This is a genomic window from Mycetocola zhadangensis (assembly GCF_003668565.1).
GTDB classification, from domain to species: domain Bacteria; phylum Actinomycetota; class Actinomycetes; order Actinomycetales; family Microbacteriaceae; genus Mycetocola_A; species Mycetocola_A zhadangensis.
This window is the reverse complement of the sequence record NZ_RCWJ01000002.1, coordinates 344853-371117: the sequence shown is the minus strand read 5'-3', so window position 1 is coordinate 371117 and position 26265 is coordinate 344853. Positions and strand designations below refer to the sequence as shown.

26 protein-coding genes and 2 tRNA genes are annotated in these 26265 nt (G+C 64.1%); 18 read left to right on the top strand and 10 right to left on the bottom strand.

What is annotated here, in order from left to right; genetic code table 11:
- Positions 1-157: 157 nt before the first annotated feature.
- From D9V28_RS08340 to D9V28_RS08325, 4 genes are all read left to right on the top strand, one after another.
- Complete coding sequence (locus tag D9V28_RS08340; RefSeq protein ID WP_308472499.1) at positions 158-1741, top strand: DNA/RNA helicase domain-containing protein; 1584 nt, start codon at positions 158-160, stop codon at positions 1739-1741.
- A 179-nt stretch (positions 1742-1920) separates the two neighbouring features.
- Positions 1921-3123, top strand: a complete 1203-nt coding sequence (locus D9V28_RS08335) for an epoxide hydrolase family protein (protein ID WP_121659258.1) — start codon at positions 1921-1923, stop codon at positions 3121-3123.
- Positions 3124-3360: 237 nt separating this feature from the next.
- Positions 3361-4005: a DUF4230 domain-containing protein gene (locus tag D9V28_RS08330; protein ID WP_220700474.1), complete on the top strand. Its 645-nt coding sequence runs from the start codon at positions 3361-3363 to the stop codon at positions 4003-4005.
- Between the two features lie 264 nt (positions 4006-4269).
- Positions 4270-4941, top strand: a complete 672-nt coding sequence (locus D9V28_RS08325; protein WP_121659257.1) for a hypothetical protein — start codon at positions 4270-4272, stop codon at positions 4939-4941.
- A 25-nt stretch (positions 4942-4966) separates the two neighbouring features.
- Here the strand turns inward: D9V28_RS08325 and D9V28_RS08320 are convergent, their stop codons facing one another.
- Both D9V28_RS08320 and D9V28_RS08315 read right to left on the bottom strand, forming a co-directional pair.
- Entirely contained in the window at positions 4967-5371 is a 405-nt protein-coding gene (locus tag D9V28_RS08320; protein WP_121659256.1) for a hypothetical protein, read from the bottom strand.
- Between the two features lie 34 nt (positions 5372-5405).
- Positions 5406-5798 carry a hypothetical protein gene (locus D9V28_RS08315; protein ID WP_121659255.1) on the bottom strand — a complete coding sequence of 131 codons (393 nt, stop codon included), beginning with the start codon at positions 5796-5798 and terminating at the stop codon, positions 5406-5408.
- Between the two features lie 150 nt (positions 5799-5948).
- Here D9V28_RS08315 and D9V28_RS08310 point away from each other — a divergent pair, with 150 nt between their 5' ends.
- From D9V28_RS08310 to D9V28_RS15940, 7 genes are all read left to right on the top strand, one after another.
- Positions 5949-6851 carry an MptD family putative ECF transporter S component gene (locus D9V28_RS08310; RefSeq protein WP_147440946.1) on the top strand — a complete coding sequence of 301 codons (903 nt, stop codon included), beginning with the start codon at positions 5949-5951 and terminating at the stop codon, positions 6849-6851.
- Positions 6852-6936: 85 nt separating this feature from the next.
- A complete protein-coding gene (locus tag D9V28_RS08305) occupies positions 6937-7818 on the top strand; it encodes a MerR family DNA-binding transcriptional regulator (RefSeq protein ID WP_121659253.1) in 882 nt (293 codons plus the stop codon).
- Positions 7819-7854: 36 nt separating this feature from the next.
- Positions 7855-8775, top strand: coding sequence for a class A beta-lactamase (gene bla, locus D9V28_RS08300; protein WP_121659252.1), 921 nt, complete (start codon positions 7855-7857; stop codon positions 8773-8775).
- Between the two features lie 207 nt (positions 8776-8982).
- The gene (locus D9V28_RS16095) at positions 8983-9342 is read left to right on the top strand and encodes a DUF4190 domain-containing protein (RefSeq protein ID WP_183086472.1); all 360 of its coding nucleotides are present in this window, start codon (positions 8983-8985) and stop codon (positions 9340-9342) included.
- 81 nt (positions 9343-9423) lie between these two features.
- A complete protein-coding gene (locus tag D9V28_RS08290; RefSeq protein WP_121659251.1) occupies positions 9424-9936 on the top strand; it encodes a hypothetical protein in 513 nt (170 codons plus the stop codon).
- 152 nt (positions 9937-10088) lie between these two features.
- Complete coding sequence (locus tag D9V28_RS08285) at positions 10089-10670, top strand: LURP-one-related/scramblase family protein (RefSeq protein WP_121659250.1); 582 nt, start codon at positions 10089-10091, stop codon at positions 10668-10670.
- Positions 10671-10799: 129 nt separating this feature from the next.
- Complete coding sequence (locus tag D9V28_RS15940; RefSeq protein ID WP_147440945.1) at positions 10800-11270, top strand: hypothetical protein; 471 nt, start codon at positions 10800-10802, stop codon at positions 11268-11270.
- An 82-nt stretch (positions 11271-11352) separates the two neighbouring features.
- On the opposite strand, the gene D9V28_RS08275 is transcribed toward D9V28_RS15940, so the two are convergent.
- Complete coding sequence (locus D9V28_RS08275; RefSeq protein ID WP_121659248.1) at positions 11353-12279, bottom strand: DMT family transporter; 927 nt, start codon at positions 12277-12279, stop codon at positions 11353-11355.
- Positions 12280-12446: 167 nt separating this feature from the next.
- On the opposite strand from D9V28_RS08275, the gene D9V28_RS08270 reads away from it, so the two are divergent.
- Both D9V28_RS08270 and D9V28_RS08265 read left to right on the top strand, forming a co-directional pair.
- On the top strand, positions 12447-12698 hold the full coding sequence (locus D9V28_RS08270) for a type II toxin-antitoxin system Phd/YefM family antitoxin (protein WP_121659247.1): 252 nt from the start codon (positions 12447-12449) through the stop codon (positions 12696-12698).
- On the top strand, positions 12683-13087 hold the full coding sequence (locus tag D9V28_RS08265; protein WP_121659246.1) for a PIN domain-containing protein: 405 nt from the start codon (positions 12683-12685) through the stop codon (positions 13085-13087). Before D9V28_RS08270 ends, D9V28_RS08265 begins: the two co-directional genes overlap by 16 nt.
- A gap of 30 nt (positions 13088-13117) precedes the next feature.
- On the opposite strand, the gene D9V28_RS08260 is transcribed toward D9V28_RS08265, so the two are convergent.
- Complete coding sequence (locus D9V28_RS08260) at positions 13118-14095, bottom strand: NAD(P)H-quinone oxidoreductase (protein ID WP_121659699.1); 978 nt, start codon at positions 14093-14095, stop codon at positions 13118-13120.
- A 170-nt stretch (positions 14096-14265) separates the two neighbouring features.
- Between D9V28_RS08260 and arr the strand changes: the two genes are divergently transcribed.
- Entirely contained in the window at positions 14266-14706 is a 441-nt protein-coding gene (arr, locus tag D9V28_RS08255) for an NAD(+)--rifampin ADP-ribosyltransferase (RefSeq protein WP_220700473.1), read from the top strand.
- An 83-nt stretch (positions 14707-14789) separates the two neighbouring features.
- Here arr and D9V28_RS08250 read toward each other — a convergent pair whose 3' ends face one another.
- The 3 genes from D9V28_RS08250 to D9V28_RS08240 form a co-directional block, all read right to left on the bottom strand.
- Positions 14790-15629 (bottom strand): class C sortase, encoded by an 840-nt coding sequence (locus D9V28_RS08250; protein WP_280524739.1) that lies wholly within the window; start codon positions 15627-15629, stop codon positions 14790-14792.
- 150 nt (positions 15630-15779) lie between these two features.
- Positions 15780-17303 carry a SpaH/EbpB family LPXTG-anchored major pilin gene (locus tag D9V28_RS08245; protein WP_121659244.1) on the bottom strand — a complete coding sequence of 508 codons (1524 nt, stop codon included), beginning with the start codon at positions 17301-17303 and terminating at the stop codon, positions 15780-15782.
- Positions 17304-17383: 80 nt separating this feature from the next.
- Positions 17384-21541: a DUF7933 domain-containing protein gene (locus tag D9V28_RS08240; RefSeq protein WP_121659243.1), complete on the bottom strand. Its 4158-nt coding sequence runs from the start codon at positions 21539-21541 to the stop codon at positions 17384-17386.
- A gap of 453 nt (positions 21542-21994) precedes the next feature.
- Here D9V28_RS08240 and D9V28_RS16090 point away from each other — a divergent pair.
- From D9V28_RS16090 to D9V28_RS08230, 3 genes are all read left to right on the top strand, one after another.
- Positions 21995-22064 (top strand) — tRNA-Cys (locus D9V28_RS16090).
- A 1-nt stretch (position 22065) separates the two neighbouring features.
- Positions 22066-22139 (top strand) — tRNA-Met (locus D9V28_RS08235).
- Positions 22140-22418: 279 nt separating this feature from the next.
- On the top strand, positions 22419-22787 hold the full coding sequence (locus D9V28_RS08230; RefSeq protein WP_121659242.1) for a DUF4190 domain-containing protein: 369 nt from the start codon (positions 22419-22421) through the stop codon (positions 22785-22787).
- Between the two features lie 28 nt (positions 22788-22815).
- On the opposite strand, the gene D9V28_RS08225 is transcribed toward D9V28_RS08230, so the two are convergent.
- Both D9V28_RS08225 and D9V28_RS08220 read right to left on the bottom strand, forming a co-directional pair.
- The gene (locus tag D9V28_RS08225; RefSeq protein WP_121659241.1) at positions 22816-23274 is read right to left on the bottom strand and encodes an anthrone oxygenase family protein; all 459 of its coding nucleotides are present in this window, start codon (positions 23272-23274) and stop codon (positions 22816-22818) included.
- The gene (locus D9V28_RS08220; RefSeq protein ID WP_121659240.1) at positions 23271-24128 is read right to left on the bottom strand and encodes an NAD(P)H-binding protein; all 858 of its coding nucleotides are present in this window, start codon (positions 24126-24128) and stop codon (positions 23271-23273) included. The genes D9V28_RS08225 and D9V28_RS08220 overlap by 4 nt, the downstream gene beginning before the upstream one ends.
- A gap of 81 nt (positions 24129-24209) precedes the next feature.
- On the opposite strand from D9V28_RS08220, the gene D9V28_RS08215 reads away from it, so the two are divergent.
- On the top strand, positions 24210-25166 hold the full coding sequence (locus D9V28_RS08215; RefSeq protein ID WP_121659697.1) for an AraC family transcriptional regulator: 957 nt from the start codon (positions 24210-24212) through the stop codon (positions 25164-25166).
- Here the strand turns inward: D9V28_RS08215 and D9V28_RS08210 are convergent.
- Entirely contained in the window at positions 25103-26242 is a 1140-nt protein-coding gene (locus D9V28_RS08210; protein WP_121659239.1) for a glycosyltransferase family 2 protein, read from the bottom strand. The two genes, D9V28_RS08215 and D9V28_RS08210, sit on opposite strands and share 64 nt — an antisense overlap.
- Positions 26243-26265: the final 23 nt, after the last annotated feature.

Here is a 26265-nt window from a genome sequence, read left to right as displayed (position 1 = left end):
CCACGAGGCAGTTTCACAGTGGGCCCCGACTCATCCACGAAACACCGACTGGCCCATCGTGTACGTGCTGGACGACTCCAAGCCCGGAGCGACAGGTTCGAGGGATCGCAAGCTCACTGACGTTTATGTTGGCGAGTCTAGAAACGCCGCATTACGTTTGAGACAACATTTCGATTCGCCGAGCAAGCAGCACCTCAAAACCATCCGCGTCATCCTTGATGAGCGCTTCAACAAATCGGCCTGCCTCGATCTCGAGTCGTCCCTCATCCGGCTTCTTGCCGGCGACGGTGCCTACCGGGTACTCAATCGAAACGACGGAATCACGGAGGGCGACTACTACGACCGTGAGTTGTACCGACGGACGTTTCGCGACGTCTTCGAGCAGCTCCGAATCGACGGTGTCTTCACCCGCAGCATCCCCGAGATCGAGAACAGCGACCTCTTCAAGCTCTCGCCCTTCAAGGCCCTGACCCCGGATCAGGCGATTGCAGTAGAGGATATCTTCAACGGCCTTTTCGAGGATTTGAAGTCCGACACCGACAGCACTATCGTCATCCAGGGCGAGCCCGGAACCGGAAAGACGGTCGTCGCCATTTATATGCTCAAGCTCCTCGTCGACATTGCAGGCACTGCCCGGGCGGAAGGTTTCGATAGCGACACGATGTTCGCGGACTTCTTTGTCCCTGAGAACCGGGTGTTGCTCGCCGGCCTTCGGATTGGACTGGTTGTGCCGCAGCAGTCCCTTCGTGAATCCATCAAGAAGGTCTTCCGAAAGACTCCGGGGCTTAACCCGTCCATGGTCATGACGGCGTTCGATATTGGAAACTCAGACGAGAATTTCGACCTCCTCATCGTGGACGAATCGCACCGACTCAACCAGCGCGCTAACCAGCCGTCTGGTGTTCAGAACAAGAACTTCTCCGACATTATCAAGAAGCTGTTCGGCGCCGACGACACCAGCAAGACCCAGCTGGATTGGATCCACACCAAGAGCACGCACCAGATCTACCTGCTCGACGCGGAGCAGAGTGTGCGCCCGGCCGACATCCCCTTCGAGGTGCTGCGTGGACTCGCAGAGGACGCAAGGAGTCGCCATCGTCACTACCCTCTGGCGACACAGATGCGTGTTCAAGCCGGATCAAACTATGTCGCCTACGTCCGAAACATGCTCGGCTCATCCGAGGACCTGAAGCCGATGCTCTCGACGGAGACGCTCGAGGGCTATGACTTCCGGATGTTCGACAGTGTTGCGGACATGCGCTCAGAAGTTTTGAGAAGGGAAGAGGAAACGGGGCTTTCTCGCCTCCTTGCCGGATTCGCCTGGCCATGGAACTCCAAGTTCGATAAAACTGCGTTCGACATCGAAGTCGAGGGCCAGCGGTTCCGCTGGAACAGCACCCAGAAGGACTGGATCGCATCCGCCAACAGCATCAATGAAGTCGGTTCGATTCACACGGTGCAGGGATACGACCTCAACTACGCCGGGGTCATCATTGGTCCGGATCTTCGCTATGACGCAATCGAAGGCCGTCTCTATGTCGATCGCGACTCCTACTTCGACAAGAAGGGGAAAGAGAACAACGCCGTTCTCGGCAAGACGTACACCGACGGCGACTTACTCCGTTTCGTGCGCAACATCTATGCGGTTCTTCTGACACGCGGCATCCGTGGCACCTTCGTGTACGTTTGCGATCCCGCGTTACGCGAGTACCTGCGCGGATTCATCCCAAGCGCCAACTAGCCGCGCGCACTCGCGCTTCAGCGGCATCACTTCTCGCCGCGCTAAGAGAATCGTGGACGACCCCGCAAATAGGCGACTTCCCCCGGCCTACGGCATCCGCTGGTCGATTTCCCAATGCGGACACTCTGTGGCCGCATGCCCTCCTACCGTCGAACCAGACGGAAGAGGAAGGAGAAGAGATGGACATCCGCCCATTCACAATCGAGGTACCGCAGCTGGAGCTCGACGACCTCCGCGAGCGGCTGGACCGAACGCGCTGGCCCAACGAAACCACGCCGACCGGCTGGCTGCGCGGCACCGAACTGGCCTACCTGCAGGAGCTCACCGAGCACTGGCGCACCGGTTACGACTGGAGCGCCGCCCAAGCGAACCTCAACCGGTTCGACCACTACCTAGCCGAGGTTCAGGGCCTGGACATCCACTTCATCCACCAGCGCTCCGGGCGAGCGAACGCCGTGCCGATCGTGCTGCTGCACGGCTGGGCTGACTCGTTCTACCGCTACATCCACCTGATCGATCGGCTCACCGGTGGAGACGGGCCCACATTCGACGTGATCGTGCCGTCGCTGCCCGGATTCGACTTCTCCGACCAGCGCCCTGCGGGGACCGGCGAGCAAGACGCCGTCTTCGCCGCTGAGGTCGTCGCCGAGCTTCTCGAGGGCCTCGGCTACGACCGCTACCTCGTGCACGGCGGAGACTGGGGCAGCTCCATCGGCCAGGAGATCGCCCGCGCCCACCCCGACCGCGTGATCGGCCTGCACCTCACCGACGTGCCGTTCGCCAACATGTACCTCCTCGACCCGACCGACACCACCGATGCCGAGAAGGCGTTCGTCGCCGCAGTCGAGACCTGGAGTGAAAGCTTCGCCGGATACGTCATGATCCAAACCACCCGCCCGCTCACCCTCTCCTACGCGCTCAGCGACTCCCCCGTCGGCCTGGCCGCCTGGCTCATCGACCACTTCGAGCGTTACTCCACCACCCGCCTGCCGCACGACGACCTGCTCACCAACGTGATGCTCTACTGGCTGCGCAACAGCATCCGGTCGTCGATCCGCTATTACAACGAGGGCATGGGCGACTGGTCAGCCACGGAAGAGTCCTGGGGTGACGCGGCACTCGATGATCAGACGACGGATGCTTCACCCAACGAACAAGATTGGTCAGCGGATACCGGTGGCTGGGCTATGAAGATCGACGTTCCGACTGCGATCGCTGTGTTCCCGGACGACATCACCGACCCGCCTCGAGAGTACGCGGAGCGGTTCTTCGACATCCGCCGGTTCACGAAGATGGAGCGCGGCGGTCACTTCGCCGCACTCGAGGTGCCGGCTCTGGTAGCGGAGGATATTCGCGCGTTCGTGGCCGAGCTGGACAAGTGAGGAACAAGCTCGTCGGCGGAACAGTTCGTGGTTGGGTTGTAGCCCGCCGGGGATTCTCGATATCCGCGTGACTTGCCGCGGATGCCCTCCTCAGAATTCTCATGGGTCACCCCAACTGGTACTGCCGCGAGCCGGCCCATCGCTGGGATGCTTGTGTGACGAGCTATCGACCGAGCTCCATACTCTCGCCCACTCCCAGTCGAAATCCGGCGGAGAGGCAATCGCCGAAGGAGCCAAATGATCGCAGCCAGTTTGTTCAAGCGGATGGTCGTTGCGGTAGTTGGCGTGCTCGCTGTGCTCGTTGTGGCGTTGGCCGGACTCGGGGCAGCGAATCTCGTCGGGCTCAGCCCGTTTGGGTCGAGCCAGACCGATAGAAGCCATCCCGCGCTGCTGAAGTCAATTAATGACATCAGCCAGTACCACGCTGCGGAAGCGAACTTCGAGCTCGTGGTGGACGATGGGGACGAGGAAGGCGTTGAGTGGCTGCCCGACGTTATTTCCGGACGACGGACGCTGTTTGTCGCGGCGGGCACCGTCAACGCGTATGTCGACCTGTCCGATCTCGCTGACGGGGATCTGAAGCTGTCTGCAGACGGCACATCAGTGACCGTGACGCTGCCAGAGGCGCAACTCGACGAGCCGAACCTCGACCACGAGCGCTCCTATGTTTTCTCTCAAGACCGGGGCGTGCTCGACCGAATCACAGACGCGATCGAGCCGGCGCAGCAATCGCAGTTCTATCAGCTCGCCGAAACGAAACTGACCGCCGCAGCGGAGGAATCCGAACTAAGACAACGTGCGTCTGAAAATACCAAAGCAATGCTCACCGGCATGTTCGGCTCACTGGGCATCAGCGCCACCTTCGTCGACGTTTCTCAGTAGCGTCGGTGGTCGGACCAGAGGCGATCCAAGCCTCGGTGGCAGCGGGTTCTGGACGCGCTCGTCCTCGCACTGGGAGGAAAGCACCGGGCCGCTCTACGTCGCGATCAAGTTGAGCGTCGCCACGAAACCGACGCGACCGCAGGCCATGGCGCCACCTGCTCGCGAATGCTGAAGCACAGTACCCCCAGTGTCAGGGCGAAGCACCGAGTCGAGCCGATCTCGCCTGTTAGCTTGAAGCGCCAGGCAACTTTTCAGGGGGAATTCATGCCGACATTCAAGGCTCGACTTCAAGTGTGCGTTTCACTCGCTGTTATTGCCACTGCCGCTCTCACCGGATGTGCATCGGGGGACGTCGCGGCGAAGGAGCCAAAGGGCACGGCTCAGTCGGAGACACCTCGGCCGTCAAACACGGCGGAGGCCGAAACGGACGTCGACCGACTCCCGCTGCTCGAGGGAACGGCGCTGCCAGCCGGGTGGACCACAGCGACCTGTGCCGGGCTATCCGCTCCGGTTCCGCCCGGGTGGTTGCACAGTGTCGACGGCGAGGACACCACCGTCTATTCGAACGACTCGCCCTCGGCTGTGCCCGCGAAGCCCGGTTACAACGGCCTCGCCCAAGTAGTGGGATTCAACTGCTCGGGGGAAAAGTCGGACTGGGACGGATCCTGGAGCGTGCAGGAAGGCACCGAGTCGTGGCGCGTGGAAGTGCCCGGCGCGAAATTCGCGGCAGCGTTCTCGCAGGTCGTTCCTGCAGCCGAAGACGGAGCGGACCCGGTTCCTGCGACCGCACCGGGCGACGAGATCGTTTCGGGAGAATTCCAGATCCTGAGCGAGGACGACGTCTATTACAACATCTATTTCGTGTTGCCTGTCGGAGACCCCAACAACGAGATCTTGCTTCAGGCGATCGCTGGAAACCTCGCGGTGGCTCCGTAAACCGACTTGTCTTTCCCGGTGGCCGCTACTCGGCCGGGGTGGGCAGGCCCCGCTGGCGGCGCAAGCTTGTCGCCTTCGCTTCCTTGACCAGGTTCCACGTCGAATAGCCGATGAGCAGTACCCACAAGCCGAACACGACCCACAAGCCACCTGGAACGTCGGTGTGCCCGGCCCCCACGCCGGCACCCAAGGCCCAAAAGAAGAGGGCCAGAATGGCTATTTCTGCCGCGACGAGAACAGCGTGCCCCCACACCGTATGGATCTTCGGTCCGAGCCCGGTGCGACCGACGCCGTACTCTTCCGGGAGATAGCTGACCAGTTCTCCGTTGTACGCACGGCGCAGATAGCGCTTCTGCCCGCTCGCCACAGCCTGCTCATGCCACGCCTTAGCCTGCTCGTCTCGCAGTTCGCGTTGCGGATCCACTGCCATTTTCTTGTCCTATCGAATCGTTCGGAACCGCGGGCTATTCCGCCGGTGTGGGCAGGCCGCGCTGGCGGCGCAAGATTGTGGCCTTCGCTTCTTTGATCAGATTCCACGCGGAATAGGCGGTCACCAGAAGAAAGAAACCGAAGGCAAACAACACTCCGCCGCTCAGCTCACCGCCCCCAAACTGGAACGCAGAGAAGACCGCCACCAAGGCAATGATCTCGCAAACCACCAAGACCGCGTGCCCCCACACCGTGTGGATCTTCGGTCCGAGCCCGTTGCGACCGACGCCGTACTCTTCCGGGAGATAGCTGACCAGTTCTCCGTTGTACGCACGACGCAGATAACGCTTCTGCCCGCTGGCGAGCGCCTGCTCGTGCCACGCCGTCGTCTGGCGGTCACGGAGTTCGCGTTCGGGGTTAGCTGTCAATTTCTCGTCCTGTCGAGTGGCGCGGACCCGCTCGACAACGTCGGTGTCCGAAAGCGAGGGGAGGGCTCTAGGTTAGCGTCGCCCACGGTTCACCGGACATGGGGAGCTCTCCCCCACCGTCACTTCCGGGGAGTGCGGCAGACTCGACGTATGACGAACCTCCCGCCGAGCCCATCCGCCCCCGCGGAGTCCGCGCCGCAAAGCCAGCCGGCCTCCAGCACGGCTCAGTACTCCCCGCAGGAGCAACGGCCGAATGGGTACGCCACAGTGGGCCCCACGCCACCAAAGCGCAGCAACGGGCCGGGGCGCGCAGCGCTGATCATCGGTATCGTCTCGATGGTCCTTTCACTCCTCCCTGTGGTCAACTTCTTCTCGTTCGTGCTCGGCTTCGCAGGCCTCATCTGCGGAACCATCGGACTCATCCTTACCGACCGGCCTCGACGACAGGCGTTGTGGGGCACCATCCTCTCGGGCGTCTCGATCAGCGTCGCGTTCTTCACGGTCCTCGCCTACACCTTTGGCCTGTTCTTCGTCGGCGGCGCCATCTCGGAATTGACCCGCGACCTGCCACAGGCCAGCGAAGCGGCATCCCCACCGACGCTGCCAACGGCTGCGGACCCGCTGCCGCTCGGGGAGATCGTTGAGCTCACCGGCGCGACAGGTGAGCCGGCCTACGAGGCGACGGTGACGGCATCCGTTATTGATGCAAACGACCAGGTTCTCGGCAACGCGCGCAACGTCGAAGCGCCCGCTGGAATGCAGTGGGCGATGGCTCGCGTCACGGTCACGTCGTTGTCGGAGGGGCACAGTACGGTCGCGAGCGAAATCACCCTCGAATACCTTTCGTCGGATGGCCACATCTTCAGTGCCGATGATGAGTATGTGATTGCTCCTGAGCCGGAGTTCGCGATGCTTGCTCCCATCAATGTCGGCGAGACCACGACGGGCAACATTGTGATCGCTGTTCCGAATGAGGACCCGGCCGGCGGGACCTGGGCGTTGTCGTACAACACGAACACCGGAACCGAGCCGTTCTACTTCGAGGTCGGGTAGCCGCGCCCGGGAGGTAACCCGCGTTTGACCTCGCCCCAAGGGCAACCCTCATGCTGGAAGCAGACCGAGAAATTTGAGGAGCCCCGTGAACGATGCACTGACCGCTGGAGAGTTCGAGGCGATCACCGGACTGACGCCGAAAGCGCTGCGCTTGTATGCGGAGCGGGGAATCCTCGCGCCGGTCGCGGTGGATCCGATCAACGGGTACCGCAACTACCAGCGCGCCCAGGGGCAGCACGGGATCATTCTCGATCTGCTGCGACGGGCTCGCGTGCCGGTCGCGGAGCTTCCGTCGACGTCCGACTTCGATTTTGACGCGCGGCGGCAGTCGCTCGCCCTGCAACGGGTCGTCGAGGACTTTTATCTTGATGTTGCCGAGCGGGTCGCCGACTTCGACCCCTCGAACTTCGTCGCGCACAGCATCGAGACGCCAGCGATGAATTGGGTCGGCGTGGTTGTCGAGATCGGATTCCCCGACGACATGAACGAGCGGGTTGAGGCGGTGCAGGAGCTCGCGGTCGACACTCCTACGATCGACCGCGCGTTCGCGAAAGCGCTCGCTGAGCTGCAGGAAAACTCTGCGAACATCGTCTGGACGGCAACACCCGGCGACGGCAAGACCAGCGGTCGAGCGATGGTGATCACACGACCAACCTCACAAGTACTTGACCCGGCAGCACGCCGCCATCTTGAGTCGCAGATTCACTCGAGCACCGGACAGAACGTCGCCGTCGCCGCGGGAACACTGCCGCGCCGCCTCGAGGTGACGTTTGCCAGTGTGGCTTCCGGCGACCCGACTCCCGCCGACGAGGCCGCAGCCGGTTACCTTCACGCGCTTGCGTTCGCGCACTATCTCGGCCAGCACAAGCTCACGGCGATCTCCGCTCACGCACGCCAGGTCGTGGACGGGCCCGCCCTCTTCGAAGGCCCGGCTCCGGTCAGCGTGTTCGACGTTCAGTTGCGGTAGAGCGCCGCCCGTCGTTCATGACAGGCTGGAAACACCATGCCGCACTCTGCCCGACTTGCCTCTCTCTCATTCATCCTCGCCATGGGCGCACTCACCGGATGCGCGGCCGGTCCCGCGAACTCCACTGCCACGCAGGTTCCTCCCGCGACCGCGGAACCTACACCCATAGCGCCCGCAGCAGACGCGCAATTCGGAGAGCTCGAGGCGAAGTTCGACGCCCGCCTCGGCGTGTACGCGCTCGACACCGGAACCGGCCTGGCCCTGGAGTATCGGAGCGACGAGCGATTCGCCTATGCCTCCACCATCAAGGTGTTCGCGTCGGCCGTGCTGCTCGATCAGACCACCGATAGCGAGCTCGACAGCCTCGTGCGCTATGACGAGTCGGACCTGCTCGACTACGCACCCATCACCGAACAACACGTCGACACCGGGATGACACTCCGCGAACTGGGCGACGCCGCCGTTCGATACAGCGACAACACGGCAGCGAACCTCATCTTCGAGCGAATCGGCGGGCCGACTGGACTCGCCACAGCGCTCAAAGCAATGGGCGACGACGTCACCCAGGTGGACCGCACCGAGCCGGAGTTGAACGAAACCACGCCCGGCGACCCGCGCGACACGACCACACCTGAAGCCTTTGCTGTGGGCCTCGAGGCACTCATTCTCGGAGATGCACTAGAACTCGCTGATCGAGAGACCCTGACCGAATGGCTCGTGGGCAACACCACCGGCGACAATCTCATCCGTGCGGGCGTGCCCACGGAATGGACGGTCGGCGACAAGACCGGGTCAGCGGGATACGGCACCCGAAACGACATTGCCGTGATCTGGCCCACGGAGGGTGATCCGATCGTGCTCGCCGTTCTGTCCAGTCGCGCGGAACCCGACGCCGAGTACGACGACGACTTGATCGCCGAGGCAACCGCTGTCGCCATCGATGCCCTGAAACGCTGAATTTCGCTGAGTAATCCGGTCCGCACCCGACGCGTGGCGTGACATCCGCTCGCTCGCATCTCTTCCAGCGGAACCTGGGGAGAGCTCCCCTACGTCGTATCCGGGGACGTCCGCAGGCTGAAGCCTGTCTAGGTCCTGGCCGCTGGGGCGCTCTGCCACCCCAACTGGTGCTGCCGCCGGACCACTCGCACTGACAGGCTGGAACGTGTGAGTTATCAGTACCCGTACGGACAGCAGCAGGTCATCTACCAGTCCGTCATCAAGCAGCCGTCGAACGGGATGGCCGTCACCGCGCTTGTTCTGGGTATTGTCGCGATGGTATTCGGGATCTGGATTCCGATCCCGGTGCTCGGATTGTTCATGATGTTTGTCGCCTTTTTGCCCGCGATTCTCGCTGTCGTCTTCGGCCACGTTGGTCTGCGGAACGCGGCTCGAAGTGGCGTTGGGCGCGGAGGGTCGATCGCCGGACTGGTGCTCGGCTACGTGGTGATCGCGCTGGCCGTCGGGACTACCGCTCTGTGGATCATCGCGGGTGCAGCCTCTTCGAGCACTACCGTCGTCGCCTAAGGGACAAGCCGAACCCCCTGCGGGCTGCAGCCGGTCGAGGGAAGGAACCCAGCTCTGCATAACGAATACTCCCTCGCCGACATGCAGACGTATGGCGCCGAGGACGCGGAGGACCTCACGGGGATTCTCAATGCCATCGATCGCGCCCTCGGTGTGTCTGAGGAGACGGAGTCTCGCAGCGATGACTGGGCGCGCATCCTCGAGGAGCGGCCCTTTGAAGTGGGAACCCTGAACATCTCGGAGGTCCCAACGGGCCCCGGGGTACATATCTGGTCGCACGACGGTGATGTAGTTTTTCTTGGCGAAGCGCTTGGCAAGAAGGGGCTGCGCGGTCGAATCCGTATTCATCTCGCGACCGGCCGCGATCTCAGCAACAGCACATTTCGCACCGCCGTCGCCGCGAGGTTATTGAGGATGGGGCGCAACGAAGCTCGATCGCGCCCACCCGTCTTGTCGGGCGTCCAGTTCAACTGGGTCAACGACTGGATCGCCAGTTGCGAAGTTAGGTGGCTGGAGTGCAGTACGCCGGAGGAAGCACATGCCATGAGGATGCGTTTGCAGGCAGATTGGCTTCCTCCTTTGAATGCTGACTAGCCACTTTGGGCCACAGTCGTAGCTCGGTGCACTTCCACGGAAACGGGTCCGCTACCGGCGCTTTGAGGCAGCGTCGATAGAATCTTCAGCGTCTGCACGTTTCGGCGCCCCCGTCGCCGCACGCGCCTGCCCATCCCCCTCAGAGGACACCGATGATCGAGCCAACGCTTCAACTCCAGTACGTGCCCCAGTTCTTCGTCAAGCAGCGCATCACCATGATGGTGAACCGCTACGAGATCGTCGAGGTGAACCCTGACGGATCCGAGGGGCGGCTCTTCGCCGTCGCCCAGCAGAAGCGGATGGCCATGCGCGAGCAGGTCACCTTCTTCTCCGACGACTCGAGAAGCGTTCCGCTGTTCGGTTTCCGGGCCCGGCAGGCCATCGACCTGGCCGCGTCGTACGACGTCACCTCCGCCGACGGCACCCTGCTCGGCTCCTTCCAGAAGGACTTCGCGAACAGCCTGCTGCGCTCGTCGTTCCACTTGCGCGGCCCCGGGTTCGAGGCATACGGGCAGGAACGCAACGCGGCCCTCGCCCTCGTGCGCCGGTTCATCGATCTCCCGCTCCCGCTGCACTTCGACTTCACCGACCGTGCCACGGGCACTCCGGTGCTGACGAGCGAACGCCAGTTCAGCCTGCGCGACCGGTACACCGTGAGTGTGCCAGACCAGCGGATCGACTTCCGTCTGGCGGCGTCGATGGCTGTTGGCCTCGACGCACTCATGCAGCGGTAGTTTTTCGCGACCGACCGACTCACCGGGGCGTGCGCGCGGGACGTGCGCCGTGGCATCCGTTTTCGAGAGACGGATGCCACGGAGCTTACGTCCCCGCACCGCGCCACCGAATACGGCAGACTCGGTTCCATGACTAACCTGCCGCCGAGCCCATACGGACCCGCCGACCCCACAGCGCAAGGCCCTCAATCACCGTATTCGGCGCCACAGCCCTCCGGCGTCGCCGAGTACGATCCCCGACAGCAGCCTCAGCACGGCTACACCGCGGGCGGCCCGACGCCGCCCGAACGCGGCCAGGGGTTGGGACGTGCCGCCTTCATCATCGGCATCGCCTCGATGGTCGCCGCGTTCATCCCGATCGTGAACGTGCTCTCCTTTGCACTCGGCCCCGTCGGCGTTGTCCTCGGCGGCATCGCGTGGGCGCAGGCGGGTCGACCGCGGGCGCAGCCCATCTGGGGCCTCGCACTCTCCGCGGTCTCGATGCTCGTGTCATTCGTCATGATTTTCGTGTTCACGTTCGGCGCGCTTTTCACCCTGGGAATGACCGTCGAAAGTGCCCCAGCCCTTGAAACGGTCGTCGCCATCGCACTTGGGGCGTAACCGCACGGAACCGCTTTCGTGCCCCGTGGCATCCGCTCGACTTTAGATTTTTCGAGAACGGATGCCACGGAGCCTCACGTTTCTAACGCGACTGGGCCGGATTGATCGGGCGCCCACGGCGGCGGGTGAGCGCGACCCCGACGAGGCAGAGGATGCCTCCGACGATCGCGAGCGGGACGGGAACTTCGCCGAGGAAGAGCGCGCCGAGGAGGATGGCGAGCGGCGGCACAATGTAGGTCGAAATGGTGAGCTGGCCGGCCGGAACGCGTGACAGGGCGTATGCCCAGGTGCTGAACGCGATGGCTGTCGGCACGGCGCCGAGGTAGACGACACCGAGGATCGAACTGGCCGGTGCCTGCTGGATGTCGGCGATCAGCTGGCCGGTGAACGGCAGGCAGGCGATCGTGCCGATGACGCAGCCGAGCCAGGTCACCTGTGCGGCGGGGAGTCGTTTCAGTGCGGGCTTTTGAAACAGCACACCTGCCGCGTATGTGACCGCGGCGAGGAGCGCCCAGAGCACGGCGATGCCGTCGACGCCTCCGTCGTGCCCGCCTGCCCCGACACCGATCAGTACGACGCCGATGAACGCGACTCCGGCCCCGATGGCCAGCCACTTCGGCAGCCCCTCGCGGAGGAAGAGACCGGCACCGAGCGCGACGAGGATCGGTGCGAGGTTGACGATCATGGCCGTTGTGCCGGCGTCGAGCGATTGCTCGGCGGTGTTGAGCGCGAAGTTGTATGCGCCAAACCAGGTGATGCCAAAGCCGAGGATGAGCAGCCATTCCCGCTTCGTCGGGCGAACCCAGCGGCGGCCGATCAGAAGCAGCGCCAGCAGGACTGTGCCGACGAGCAGCCGCAGCAAGGACAGTGCGCCAGCCGTGAAGTCTGAGCCGACGTCGCGGATGACGATGAACGCGCTGGCCCAGGCCAGCAGCGTCACCGCGATGGCGACGAGAACGAGCGGGCTCAGTGCGGTCGGTCGGATGGCGGCTGGCAAAGGTGCTGACACGTTCTCAGCGTAGGCCGCTCGCGCGGCCCTGCGGTGGTCGCACGAGCGATCTGGCCGGAACTCGACGGTGTTTCACCGAGTTTGTTGCACGAAAAGGCTGAAACCCCGGCTCGTGGTGGCCCTTCACTCGGATGCGCTCACACGGAATATCAGATAATCTGATCTGCATGCGCACCATCACGGCGACCGAAGCGAGCCGATCCTTCGCGTCACTTCTCGATGCCGCGGAGAACGGAGAATCCGTTGTCATTACACGCGGCGGGCGACGTATCGCGGCGCTTGGTCCCGCTGCGTCGAGCAACGGAACCGAATTCCTTGCTCTGCTCGGCTCCGGGGGCGTCGACTCCGACTTCCGGGGTGACGTTGAGAAAGCTCGAGATGCGGTCATCCTGGAAGGCCCGGCGTGGCCAGACGATTGATCGTCGATACGGGCGTCCTCATCAGTTCGGAACGAGATGCCGACTCGCTGCAGGCGAGCATCGATCCCGAGGACGACCTGGTGATTGCTGCCCTCACGGTGGCGGAACTGCGCACCGGGATCGAGCTTGCGAGCGAGCGACACCGCGCCGCTCGAACGGACTTCCTGGTTCGCGTTCTCGAAACGCTGCCGGTCGAGCCTTACGACCTCGCCGTTGCTGAGATGCACGGCCGGCTGCTGGCACATGTCCATCGAAGCGGATCTCGGCGTGGCGCCCACGACCTGATCATCGCCGCAACCGCGCTCGCCACCAAGCGCACCATTCTCACTACCGACAAGAATGCACGGTTCGGCGATCTACCCGGGGTGGATTGCCTACTCCTTTCCTAGAATCGACGCGAGCCACGTGGCATCCGTTCGTTAGATAGTCAGAAGGATCTTGCCGGTGTGCCGTCCGGAATCGAAGTGCTCGTGCGCTTCGGCGGCGTTCTCGAGCGGGAAGCGCGTCTCGACGGCGGCTCGGACGGCACCCGATTCAATCAGAGGCCAGACGTGTTCGGCGACCTGCGCGACGATTGCCGCTTTCTCGTCGGCCGGCCGAGATCGAAGGGTCGTCCCGGCGACGCTGGCGCGGCGGGACATCAGGAGGCCGAGGTCGAGTTCGGCCTTCGCTCCACCCTGAAGACCGATGACGACGAGGCGTCCGCCGAAAGCGAGGGCACGAACGTTGCGGTCGAGGTACTTCGCGCCGATCACGTCGAGGATCACGTCGGCGCCGTGTCCGCCGGAGAGGTCACGAATGCGTTCAACAAAGTCTTCGTCGCGGTAATTGATGCCCGCCTCGGCTCCGAAGGTGCGGCAGTAGTCGAGCTTCTCGGCGCTGCCAGCGGTGACAACGGGGTGGGCGCCGAACGCGGAGACGAGTTGCGTGGCCATGGTGCCGATGCCGCCGGCGCCGCCGTGGATGAGCACCCAGTCGCCTGCGCTCACGCGAGCGGTGAGGAAGAGATTGGACCAGACCGTGCTGGTGACTTCCGGCAGGCCGGCGGCGTCGACGAGGGTGGTGTGCGTGGGAACGGGCAGAATCTGTCCGGCTGGAACCGTGACGTACTCGGCGTACCCGCCACCGGAGAGCAGGGCGCACACCTCAGCGCCCACCTCGAATGTGTGAACGCCGTCGCCGAGCGCGGTGACCGTTCCGCTGACCTCGAGGCCCGGAATGTCGGACGCACCGGGCGGTGGCGGATAGACACCTCTGCGCTGCTGCACATCGGCGCGGTTGAGCCCGGCTGCGGCCACACGGATGAGCACCTCGCCCGACGATGGCTCAGGTCGGGGGCGATCGACGACGCGAATGACCTCGGGTCCGCCGGCTCCCTGATACTCGACTGCCCTCATGGTTGCGGTCATTCCTGCTCCCTCGATCGTCGTGCACGCCTCGCGGGTGGGGACCGCGAAGCCCTTCGACCCATGGTTGCACGCTCTCGGGCAGCTTGCCTCGGTGTGGCGTCAGCCGGAAATGCGGCTACAGCCCAGCGACGGCGCAGCGCGCTAGGCTAACGCACCAGATGGGGGTATCAACGATGAGCCAACCGACACCGTTCGAAGTGCACGAGTCCGGTGCGCTGCTCCACGGAACAAAGGCCGCGCTTGCGAAAGGCGATCTGCTCGTGCCTGGCCGCACCTCGAACTACGGCGGAGGGCGAACCGCCAACCACGTCTATCTGACGGCCACTCTCGATGCCGCAGCGTGGGGCGCCGAGCTGGCCGTGGGCGATGGCCCAGGGCGCGTCTACATCGTCGAGCCGACCGGGGATATCGAAGACGACCCCAACGTGACCGATAAGAGGTTTCCGGGCAATCCGACACGGTCCTTCCGCACAAAGGATCCGGTGAAGGTCGTCGGCGAACTCACGGACTGGGTGGGGCACACACCCGAGCAGATTCAGAAGATGCGCGATGGGCTTGCAGAGCTCTCGCGCCAGGGCAAAGCGGTGATCGACGACTGAGCTTCCCGAGCAAAAGCTTGTTGTTTTGAGCGAAGCGAGCGGATGCCAGTTGCCGCCGCTTTTCGAGACGCCTGCCACCGACCTCAGTCTTCTGCTGCACTCCCACGGGACGAAACCGTGGTTCGCGGCGGTCGTCCGGACAGCCACACGTAGACGATTGCGGTCAGCAGCACGCCGGCGGCGATCAGCGCCCACCACGGGAACGTCGGGATCTCTGGGCGCTGCCCTGCGGCGTCGAGGTCGCCGCTCGGTGTGGGAATGACACGTTCCCCCGTCACCAGAATGCGGTGGCTGTTCACTCCGAGGGGCGTGCAGGTCACTAGGGTGATGAGGTCCTTACCCTCCACAGGGAAGAGGCTCTCGGTCTCGGATGGTTCGACGACACGCGAATCGATCACGCGATACGTGAGGACCTCACCCAGGACCTCGACGACAAAGGTGTCATCCAGTTGCACGCGGTCGAGGTGGGTGAACAGTTCGGAGGTCGCAAGGCCGCGGTGAGCCGTGAGAACCGAGTGTGTGTGCGCTCCGCCCACTGGCACGGCGGTGCCTTCGAGGTGTCCGACTCCGTGCTCAAGGACGGTGCTGCTCGTTCCGTGGGAAATCGGCAGGTCCAACTGAATGGACGGGATCTTGAGGCGGCCCATCAGGCCCGCCTCGTCGACGCTGAGAATCGATTCGTAGTCACCGTCCTGCTCCGGCTGGTCGGCAAGCGGCAGGCGCTCGTTCGCGAGGATGTTCGCGCCTCCGCCGGCGATCCTCGCGTTGTAGTCGCGAGCCTGGTCGAGTTTCCTTTGCAGGGTCGAAGCGCTGAGGTCGGCAACATCGTCGGTCAGACCGTCGATGCGCTGTGACTGCTCATACTGGCTAAACCACGACACCACCGTGGGGAAGAGAAGTAACCCCGCGCCCAGTACCGCTATCAGCGCGATGATGAGCGAGATCGCCGACAGCCGCCACCGCCCGGAGCGACCGACGTTCCGTCGCGAGAGCCGCGGCTGTCTACCCTTTTTCGGGGACGACGAAGGCAGGGGTCCCGTGGGACTCCCTGCCTCCGTTGTCCTCACGTTGACTTACGCGGCGATGGGTGCGGAGACCGCACGACGACGCGACACGATAATGGCGGCACCGAGTGCGGTGACCAAAAGGGTGGCGCCCCCAATACCGAACCACAGCCCTCCATCACCACCGGTGAGGGGCAGCAGGAAATTCGCTGCCGACACCTGGGTGTGGTTGAACTCGACGTAGTTCTGCACCGGCGCAACTGTCGACGTGGGCCCAGGAACGACCACGGCCTGCACCGGGTTGCTCTGAGGCAGGTTGAAGCCGCTCGGCGGGGTAACCTCGCGCACATAGTAGTTACCGGGCGTCATGATCGGAATCTGGACGGTGCCAGCCGCGCCGGTCGTCCAGTTCGTGCTGCCGTTGATCGAGATGGGGTTCTGCTGGTTGTTCGCGTCGTTCTGGTTCAGGTAAACCTGGTACGTCGCGTTGGCCAGAGGGGTACGCGGGCCGCCGTTGTTGCTTTCGTAGGCGAAGACCGTCAGTTGCCCGATCGGGGTGGAGCCCGTCACTGTCTCGACAGAGCCATTGATGCTCGCCGTGGCGCTGTTGATGATCAGTCCGTTGGATGGGATCGACACAGCGCGCGTCAGCACGTTGAACGTTACGAGGCCGCCCTGGAGGTTGGTGAGACGGCTGAGACCTGCTGGAGTGAAGACCAGTGTGGACGTCGCCTCGGCCGTCGGGGTGGCATCGGTGTTCGTGATCGTGTAGTCGACACCGAGGACGAAGTTCTGCGCGACACCTGCGGAGCTTGTTACGGCAACGGTCGATGGCGAAACGCCGACGGGGAGCGTGGTTGGGAATACCAGCGCGCCCGGCACGGAGTCAGTGAGCGAGAAATTGGTGATGGTGTCGCCTGCTGCCAGCGTGGGAACGCTCGAGGCAATCGCCCAACGGATGAGGTCGGGGTTGCGCGCTTCAGCTGAATTCGCGGGAGCCGGAGTACGCGTCTTCGTCAACTCGGTGACAGCGTTCTTCGGGTACACGTGAACGTCGTAGATCCACTGGTTCGCTGGAGCGCCGACCGGTCCGGTGGGCAGCGGAAGCGAAACGAGAAACGGCGCGGTCGGGTTGGTCGCATCGGCGGGCAGAACGGTTTCCTGCACGTAGAACAGTCCAAGCGGCAGGTCCGCCGGGAAGGTCGCCGTTCCATTGGCCGCGGAAGGTGTCGATGTGTACGGCGCACCGGTCAGGCGCGTCGAGGCCGTCTGCGGGCTCAGGCTGTTCGCAATCGCCCAGCCCTCGGGCGTGGAGAAGTCGACACCGGCGACCTGCGTCGCGGTGAAGACTGCGCCAGGGAGGGGCGTGCCGAGGCCACTGGTGGATGGGAGCTCCTGGCCGGTGCCGACGATCTGACCATTGTTGGGGCCGAGCGCGAACTTGTGCACCGTGAGGCTGCGAGGTTGGGCTGTGTCGATGTTGCCGGGCAGGGTCACAGCCTGCGCCGGCGCGCTGGTCATGACCGCTACGCCGGCGGCCAAGGCAAGGGCGCCGATCGTAGCGGTGACCCGCTGAGTAATGGACCTGGGCATTGTTACTCCTGTCAATGATGAAAGTGATGTAGCGAGGTGGAATTCAGAAATGGGATCGCGAAAGTAGGGAAGTCAACGTGTCAGGTCATGCTCCTTCTCACGCGGCGGCGTCCCTGCCATACGGCGAGGGCGAGTGCCAGGGCGAGTACAGCCGAGCCGCCGATGAGGAACGCATCGGTGCTCGAGCCACCCGTCATGGGCAGGATGGTGGGCTGAACTGGCGCATTGACGAAGCGGTAGATCGCATTCTGGCCGGCAGCCGGGGCGGTAATCGTCTGCGATGACACGGGCGTCCAGCTGCCGTTCGGTTGGCGCAACTCGAGCCGCAACTGCTGATACGCCAAACGCGTACCGCTCCGGGCGAGTGCTTCGCTGAGGGTGTAGGAGTGCCCCGGCCGAACGTTGAATGTGCTGGACGGGTTACCGGTGGTCACAAAGTCCGCACCGGACACGGTTGTCGGGCTGAGGCCAGTCAGGGTCGCCGGCGTCGCGGTCACGTTCCAGGTGGACGGCTGGAATCCCGTCGACGGGTTCTGCACGTTTTTCAGCAGGGTGAGGGATGCTGTCGCATTCGTGACTGTGCACGTCACAGCCGTCCCTCGGGTCAGGCTCACATCTCCCGCAGCTGTGACGGGCACGGCCGCTCCAGACGCAGTAACGCACGACCAGTTGCCCACCTGCAGATACGTAGCGGGACCGCCCGCCTCCGACAGGCGGTAGGGGATGTTTGCCGAAACGGGCACCGCGTTCACGGTCCCAGTTCCGCCAGCACCGCTGGGACCCGGAAGAGCTGAGGGCAGGCTGCGCGTCGCGGCGAGCTGCCATTCCGACGGCGAGGCGCTGCCGAACGAAATGTTCTTGACGAGAGTCAAAGTGGCGATCGGCCGGTTGGTGTAGACACAGTCCACGACGGTGCCCGGCCCGATGTCGACGTTGAGCGAGCCCCGGACCTGGTCTCCGACGGTCGTGACCGTTGTGGCGCCGGCAACACCGTTCACCGTGCACACCAGGCTTTGGTAGCGGAAGCCGGTTTGGGTTGTCTCACTCACGGTGACACGCCCTCGCTGGGATGCGGCGCCGAAGAGCACCTGCCAGGTGGCAGACCCATCGGCCCCGGTCTGCTGCACTGGGTTGCGTGAAGGCAGGGTGCTGACTGTGCTGCCGGTGTTGGCCGTCGCGGCGGCGCTCATCGTCCAGCCGGGCGTTGGCGTGCGATTGGCGCCACTCCAGTCCTCGATGATTTTCGTGACTCGCACCGTTGCGAACGGCGACGGTGAGTTGGAGAACGTGCACGCGACGCCGACGCTCACTCGGTTCGGGATAGTGATCGTGGCCGACTTCTCTGTGCCGGTGTAAATGCGAACCCCGTCGGCCCAACACTCGTATACAGAGTTGTATGACGAGAGCGGCGACAGCGAGCCGAACGCCATCGTCTCGGAGATCGTGACCGATGTGTTGATCTGCACCGGTGTCGGGCCTATGCGGGCGCTCTGCACACCCGTCGCCGTCCCACTCGTCGTCGCCACCGATGACTCAGAACGAGGCGTCCCGGCTGACACAGCTATACGAAACTGATCGAGCATGCTCTGACGCCCGACCACGATCTTTTCGACGGAGAGCGTCGACGGTGACGCGCACGCGGCGAGGTCGGTAACGTTGTTGGGGGCCGCAGCGCCAATAGTGGAACGCGGGCTGTTCGGCACGCGCTCCCAGGTCATCGGGTCGAACTGGTATGCCGATGTTCCGTTGCTGAGGTAGACGTTACCTGTCGGCGAAAACGCCATACCGTTCACGGCGGTGAGGGCTTCGCCCGCGTTGGTGCCGCTCAGCGCCCTACGGACGTTCACACTGGCTGGGATCGTCCCCCCGGATGCTGCGAGAAGCGATTCACGCGTCACGCTGAACATGCCGACGTTGCTGGAGTCCGCCGCGGTCTGAACAATGTGCAGGTTGCCCTGCGCGTCGAAGGAGATGTCGCCGTTCTCTCCAACAGTCGTTCCCGTGGCCACTTGGCCCAGGTAGAGGAAGCGGCTGCCGTTATTGAGCGCGCCTGGCGTGTACTCCCACAGGCGCACGGAGCCGTTGGCCGACTTGCCAACGACGAACCGGCCATTGAGAGGGTCGACGGCACCGGCGATGATGGTGCCATCAACCGTCGCGCCAGTACGGTCGAGGAACGACCCCTGAGTCCCAGTGAAGGGCGTGCGCGTCCCTTGAAGCGCACCATTGACGATCGTGTAATTGACAATGCCGCTGGCGCTTGCCGCGTTGGTTCCCGTCCGGTCCAGGGAGACAGCGCTCGTGCCCGCTCCATTCACACCGAATGCGTTGATGTCGGTTGCCCCGGTGACCGCTCCGACCAGCTGCGTCGGCGCGGCCGCGCTTGTGGCGTTCGCCTGGGCGATCGACCCGTTCGCCCGGACGGCGTAGTAGTAGGTGCCATCGCAGTAAAGGGTCGCTGCTTGCGGAGTATTGGTGAAGGTGCAGACGATCTCGGCGCCCGGCTCGTTCGGAATGGTGATCTGTCCCGATACCGAGGTACCTGTGGCGATCGTCGTCGTGCCGCGCAGACACTGGTAACTCGTCGTGTACGAGTTCAGCGTTCCCGTGGAAATGATGGACTCAGAGACGGTGTAGACGCTGCCGCGCGTCACATTGATTGGTCCAACTCGCGCGGCCTGGATGCCAGTGTTCGTGCCGACGGTGGTGACGCTCGCGACCTCGGTGGCACCCAGACTCAGCGCGAGACGGAACTGGTCGGTCACCGCAGCACGACCTGTCACGTTCTTTTGGATTGTGATGCGCGCCGGAGCCTCCGCAACGAACGTCGCGGTTTCGGGGGCGTTCAGCACCGTGGAGACGTTGGCGGGGCCGTTTGAGTACGTGCCTGGAGTGTTCGCAACAACGTTCACGCTGATCGTGCAACTCGATGCGTTGGTTGCGAGATCGCCGCCCGTCACGGCGATCGAGGCGGCACCGGGGTTTGCCTGGACCGCGAATGCGGTGCCTGTGACGTTTGCGCACGTGCCACCAATCGAAGGCGTTGGAGCAACGACGAGGCCAGGGGGCAGATTGTCCGTGAAGGCCCAGTCGTTCTTTGCGGCGAGCTCTGACGTGTTTGTGATGGTGAATGTCAGCGTCGTCGGCGTACCTGTGGTGCCCAGGCCGGTTGCGAACGCCTTGTCGAGACTCGGCGTGGCATCGACGATGCGCAGGTTATCAAAGGCGAAGTCGTTGCCTGAGGAGGCGGAGATCTCGTTGCTGACGCGGATGCGCGCTTGAGCAGCTTCGGTCGGGGTCAGGCGCATGGCTGTGTCGGTGAAGAACCGACCTGCCCGCACCGACGTCTCGCTACCGAACCCGCCCGTCAGCGTCGGCGATGTGTAGCGGCCGTCAGTGATATTGCACGCGATGATGGGCGCCACCGTAAGGGGCTGCACGGTCGGACCGACCAGCAACGCGACGTCGATGCGCGAATTGTTGTTGGCGCCGGCCGGCCGGGCCGAGCAGGAATCCTCCGCAACGTCGATGGATGCGGCATAGTAGCGATCCGCAGAGGCCGAAAGGCCGACGGGCGAGACGGACTCGATCATCGTTTGGTTCGCCGTTGTCGTGCCGCCAGCCATCGTCATAGCGGCGACGGCGCGGTTCGCCTGCGATCCGGAAGCACCCGTCGTCGACCCGTTGGTTGGTGATGCATTGTTCGTGCTGCCGACAACCCCGAGCCTGGACTGGCCGAGTACATCGGCCATACGCCGCACCTGGTTACGCGACACGACGTCCGTGGCGGTGCCGCAGTAGCCAGTCGCCGGAAAAGCCACCGTGTAGTTCAGGATCACGCCGTTGCAGTTCGCGTAGTTCAGCCAGAAGGCGGCCGCGGTGTATCGGTTCGACGCGTAGGCGCCGAGCTGAGATGGCGCAGCGCTCGATTCGAAATCTTCGAGCCACAGCTGCACGGGAGCTTCGGGAACCCCGGCGGCAAGGACCGACACATCGGACGCTGCCACCGACGAGGGCGCGGCCTCTGGCGATGAAGCCGTTTCCTCGGCGGGTGCCGCAGAACCACCGGAAAGGTCAGACAATCCAGTAGCCGCCGCCGAGGCTTCGGGAGCCGCGACCAGCCCGAGCGTAAGTGCTACGAGCGCTGCCATCGCCGCGAACGAAAAGCCGACACGGCGCAGCGGCGCGACGTGTTCGGCCTTGCATGCTCGCTCGCGAGCAAAGCGGTCGTGGGGCATGTGCCATCCCGGGGCGAGGGGGCGGCACCCGGGGGAGCCGCCAAACGGTGGGAGCAGCACTTGCCCGCTCGCCGGAAGTGCGCATGAAGAGAAGTATCGCGGCGCTCGCGCTCAACAGGGAGGCGCACGATCTAGAAAGTCGGATATGAAGAGCCAGTTACGTCCGCGTTAGCGAGATCCCCCGATCGGCTCCGACTCATTTCGAGCATAGGAAATCCTCCGGCCTCTCGTCAATAGGTCCGACGTTTAATGTTCTGAACGCGGAGTGGGGAGTTGTCCCGCGTCGAGGTCTCAGTCCGACACAATTCGGTGCGGCCCCTGTTCCAGCCGCGGCGCGGGGTCCGCATCACTTCTGCTCGCAAGCGACCTTAATCGTTGTGTGACGACATGCGGAGTAAGTCTGCGACACATTGATTGCATCAGTGCGTCGAGGTTCGTAGCCTCGTTCTCAGTCGCGGTGCCCGAGGTACGGAGACGGTCTGCAAAACCGTTCACACGGGTTCGATTCCCGTCATCGCGTCCACCGCGGCGTACCCAAGTGGTCAAAGGGAACGGTCTCATAGCCCGTCATTCGCAAGTTCGAATCTTGCCGTCGCGTCGGTGCCAGTAGCTTTGCTCCAGCACGCGGAAACGCACGAGTACCGCCTCGGTGTCGTCCGTCACGATGACGTGCGCGCCCTCACCCGCGCTGGCCTACCGGACGTGACGTCCGTGGCATCCGCTCGCTTTGAACCCGCCTCGCTCGGTCTCGTTCGGTCGAGGATTTCAATATTCGTCGACCTTCTTCGACCGACCAGGAAGGCTTCAGCCCTTCGTGACTCCGCGGAGTGCTGTCGGGTCGGGCGGAAAATTTCTGCCCCTCTGCCATGCTGAGTGGGTGAGCAACTCGCAGCAGGCCCCGTACATGCAGTACCAGCCCGGCTATTCGCCGACCGTACGCCCGCCATCGAACGGCGCTGCGATTACCGCAGTTATTGCCGGCACCGTCGCGATCGGGATCGGGATATTCATGCCGATACCGATCGTCGGGATCCTGCTGCTGCCCTTCGCACTCATTCCAGCGGTGGTCGCCATCATCTGCGGTCACATTGGACTTCGAACTGCCGCACGAGTGCGGGTGGGACGTGGAGTTGCGCTGACGGGGTTGATCCTCGGCTACATCACAATCGCACTGGCGATCGTCACAATCGCTCTGGCGATCATCTTCCCCACGAGCGTCACCGACATCATGCTGTACGGCGTCTAGCGAATTCGCCGTGTGAAGGACACCTCGGTCAACGACGTGCGAGGGGCACAAGCAAAACAAGGGCTGCGGCGATCGACAGCAGCATCCTGAGGTGGTTCAGTCTGGTCCAGCGGAGCGCGAACCTCGACCAGACTTCGGCACGGAGATCTCCCGCCGAAGCCAGCCGCCGGTTGATGGGCACGTTCGCCGCGATTGTGGATACGACGCCGACGAGATACAGCGACGCGCCCACAATGCGAAACGGCGCGGCGGGCTCCGGATCCGCGACGGACATCACGATCGTTCCGAATGCAGCGACCGTGGTGCCGAAAAAGACAAGCAGGAATGGAGCGCGCTCGGCCTCCTCGTTGATCGCCGCCATCGTCGTAGCCGACTCTGCGGGCGGTCGACGCCGGAGCGCTGGCACCACCACCCCCGAGAACGCGAGATAGAAACCACCAGCAACCGCAGACCCGACCCCGGCGACCACCGGCACCCACTCGGTCATCGCGTCGCCCCGACCACGACGTCCCACACCCCGGTCGCGGCGGCACGGGCAGCCGAGGTCCCGAAGTCCGTGGGCTCACGCCCAAGCGCTGTACGAAGGTCCGGTGTCGTCGACGCATTGCGACCGTCGAGAATTTCCGTGAACAGCCCGGCGAGAGGCAGCGCCTCTTCTGCCGGGATTCCGTCGAGCGCCAGATCGGCGGCGAACTCCTCGGGTGTGCTCGGGTGGAACACGATTGGGCGCCCGGTGACGGCTGCCAACTCGGCCGCCACACCAGACAAGGTGAGAAGCCTTGGCCCGGTGAGCTCGAGCACCTGGTTGACGTGACGATCACCGGTGAGAGCGTCGACCGCCACGTCGGCGAGGTCATCGATGTCGAGAAAGGGCTCAGCGATCGAACCGTCGGCGGGGAGCAACAGCCGCCCGCGGCGCACAGGCCCGACGAGGAAGTGCTCGCTGAAGTTCTGGGCGAACCACGAGCAGCGCAACACGGTCCACTCGAGACCCGAGCCGCGTACAAGATCCTCCGTCGCACGTGCGCCCTCTTCGCCGCGACCGGACAGCAGCACCAGGCGGGCCACTCCCGCACCGCGGGCCGCGTCGATGAACCGGGCCATCATCTCGGGAACTCCGGGAAAAGCCAGGTCCGGGCTGTAACAGAGATAGGCCGCGCGCACTCCGGTGAGCGCCGCCGGCCACGTCGTCGGGTCATCCCAGTCAAACGGAACGTCGACCCTGCGGGAGCCGATGCGAGCGGGCACTCCGCGGTCGGTGAGACGCCGTGCGATTCGAGACCCGGTACGCCCGGTCCCGCCAGTGACGAGGACGGGTGAGAAGTTCGATGAGATATTCATGGGTCGATCCTGCCCGGCTTACGTTGGACGGTGAATAGTTATCCGTCTCGTTTCGATGCGCCAGCGTCTACACTGATGGCCATGGATCCACTCTCCCGGTTCTTCACTGAACCTCGCGCTCGTGACGCGTTCTCGCTCCGGGTGGTGATGTCGCCGCCGTTCGCCATCGACGTGCGCGATGAAGCGGCGCTGACTCTCATCGTTCCGGTGCGTGGCTCGTCGTGGCTTATTCCGAGCAGCGGCCCTGCTCAATCGTTGAGCCCGGGTCAGTCGGCGACGGTCCGCGGCCCCGAGCCCTACCGGATCAGCGATGCCCCCGACACCGAACCCACGGTGATCATCGGTATCGACCAGACCTGCCGCACCCCCGACGGCGACTCCCTCGAGACCACGCTGCGTCACGGCGTTCGCACGTGGGGCAATGATCCCACCGGTGACACCGTGCTCCTCATCGGCACCTACCCGAGTGATGCCGCCGTTGGCCAGCTCGTGACATCCGCTCTGCCTCACGTCGCGATTTTTGACGAAGACGAAACGGATGCCACGCTCGTTGCGCTCCTGGAACGGGAACTTTCGTCGTCCGACCTGGGCCAGGGCAGTGCCCTCGATCGCCTGCTAGACCTGCTGCTGCTGCATGTGGTCCGGGCGTTCGCGCGACGACCGGACGGTGTGACGCCGAGCTGGGTGAATGGCGCGGGTGACCCGGTCGTCGCGTCAGCCCTCACGTTGATGCACGAAGACCCGGCTGCGGGATGGACTGTAGCGTCGCTCGCCGACCGTGTGCACGTGTCGCGCGCGAAACTCGCGGCGCGCTTCAGCGCCACCGTTGGGCAGCCGCCGATGAGTTACTTGAGCAACTGGCGACTCGCGCTTGCCGCCGATCGGCTCGCGAGCTCGGACGTGACAACGGCGACCGTAGCCGCCGAGGTCGGATACAGCAGCGCGTTCACGTTCAGCACGGCGTTCTCACGCACCTACGGCCAAAGCCCAACCGCGTATCGACGAGCCCGTCGGAGTGCTGTCGCATCCGAGGCATGACCAGGGCCCCGGCGCTCAAGCCTCTCCTGCAGGGCAGCCTTTGAATGAGCCGCTCTCCGTAGACGAGAGCTTCCGTATTTCACGCCTCCACGCATCCGTTCACCGACCGCAAGCCAGACGCATACCGCACGTTCCAACACCCAGACCGGTGCCCACAGCGCACTGGTGACCGGGAACACCCGGGTGCCGCCACTGCGTTGCCGACCGACTTCGGCGAGCGCCAGCACGGCGGTGGCGAAGCCGATGAGGCGCACCGGGTGAAGGATACTCGCACCAAGCAGGGGAAGAAGGGCGAGTTCGAGGGTGAGCCGGGCCGGTTGCGCGAAACTGTCGTAGGCCTGCCGCACGCGCTGCCCAGCGAATTGCTCGGTTTTCGGCGGGATCCTCCCCACGAAAAGGTCGTCGACCCGACGTTCTCTGCCACCACCAGCCCGAACCGTGCGGATGAGCTCGAGATTCTCGAACAGAACGTTGCCGTCATACCCGCCGAGCGCGAGCACAAGGTCGCGGTTGACGCCGAGCGTGCCCGGATAGTCGGATGCCACGGCGCGATTGAGCAGGCTGCGTGCGGTATCCCAACGCGCGTGCCACGGCAGCGCCGTGAAGTAGTTCTGCGGGCGAACAACGTCGGCGTAGTGCAGTTCCTCCACCATCCGCTCGAGACCGCGCCTGTCATAACGGACGTCATCGTCGGCCAGGATCACCTTTTCATGGCGAGAGAGACGGATGCCGGTGAGCACGCTGGCGACTTTCCCGTTGCGCGTGCTCGGACCGTCGGGCGCTACATGGCGAACGAGACCTCCCCAGAGTGCGTGGTGCGCTGCGAAGACCGGCTCCGTCGATCCGTCGACGACCGTCACGTCGAGGCATTCGGCGAGGTCGATCAGGTAGTCGGTCAACTCGAACACGTCGCCGGCGCAGTAGGTCTCCCACTTCAACGGCAGGACGTACTCGGCGTCCAACCGGTCGTGCTGAAACTCGTAGTCAGCGTTCACGATGCGTTCAGTGCGACCGGGCGAGTCGGTGACGTTGAGGTGAGCCGCTGCGAGTGGAGCGGCAATCGTGCGGGGAGCCATGCCCACACCCTCCGCCCGCGCGT

Bases quoted from the DNA above. Each gene is read 5' to 3' on its own strand.
- bla (WP_121659252.1), top strand. From the start codon at position 7,855: ATGCCGCACTCTGCCCGACTTGCCTCTCTCTCATTCATCCTCGCCATG.
- D9V28_RS08245 (WP_121659244.1), bottom strand. From the start codon at position 17,303: ATGCCCAGGTCCATTACTCAGCGGGTCACCGCTACGATCGGCGCCCTT.
- D9V28_RS08290 (WP_121659251.1), top strand. From the start codon at position 9,424: ATGCAGACGTATGGCGCCGAGGACGCGGAGGACCTCACGGGGATTCTC.
- D9V28_RS08325 (WP_121659257.1), top strand. From the start codon at position 4,270: ATGCCGACATTCAAGGCTCGACTTCAAGTGTGCGTTTCACTCGCTGTT.
- D9V28_RS08310 (WP_147440946.1), top strand. From the start codon at position 5,949: ATGACGAACCTCCCGCCGAGCCCATCCGCCCCCGCGGAGTCCGCGCCG.
- D9V28_RS08270 (WP_121659247.1), top strand. From the start codon at position 12,447: ATGCGCACCATCACGGCGACCGAAGCGAGCCGATCCTTCGCGTCACTT.
- D9V28_RS08330 (WP_220700474.1), top strand. From the start codon at position 3,361: ATGATCGCAGCCAGTTTGTTCAAGCGGATGGTCGTTGCGGTAGTTGGC.
- D9V28_RS08240 (WP_121659243.1), bottom strand. From the start codon at position 21,541: ATGCCCCACGACCGCTTTGCTCGCGAGCGAGCATGCAAGGCCGAACAC.
- D9V28_RS08215 (WP_121659697.1), top strand. From the start codon at position 24,210: ATGGATCCACTCTCCCGGTTCTTCACTGAACCTCGCGCTCGTGACGCG.
- D9V28_RS08335 (WP_121659258.1), top strand. From the start codon at position 1,921: ATGGACATCCGCCCATTCACAATCGAGGTACCGCAGCTGGAGCTCGAC.
- D9V28_RS08320 (WP_121659256.1), bottom strand. From the start codon at position 5,371: ATGGCAGTGGATCCGCAACGCGAACTGCGAGACGAGCAGGCTAAGGCG.
- D9V28_RS08285 (WP_121659250.1), top strand. From the start codon at position 10,089: ATGATCGAGCCAACGCTTCAACTCCAGTACGTGCCCCAGTTCTTCGTC.
- D9V28_RS15940 (WP_147440945.1), top strand. From the start codon at position 10,800: ATGACTAACCTGCCGCCGAGCCCATACGGACCCGCCGACCCCACAGCG.
- D9V28_RS08220 (WP_121659240.1), bottom strand. From the start codon at position 24,128: ATGAATATCTCATCGAACTTCTCACCCGTCCTCGTCACTGGCGGGACC.
- D9V28_RS08225 (WP_121659241.1), bottom strand. From the start codon at position 23,274: ATGACCGAGTGGGTGCCGGTGGTCGCCGGGGTCGGGTCTGCGGTTGCT.
- arr (WP_220700473.1), top strand. From the start codon at position 14,266: ATGGGGGTATCAACGATGAGCCAACCGACACCGTTCGAAGTGCACGAG.
- D9V28_RS08260 (WP_121659699.1), bottom strand. From the start codon at position 14,095: ATGAGGGCAGTCGAGTATCAGGGAGCCGGCGGACCCGAGGTCATTCGC.
- D9V28_RS08210 (WP_121659239.1), bottom strand. From the start codon at position 26,242: ATGGCTCCCCGCACGATTGCCGCTCCACTCGCAGCGGCTCACCTCAAC.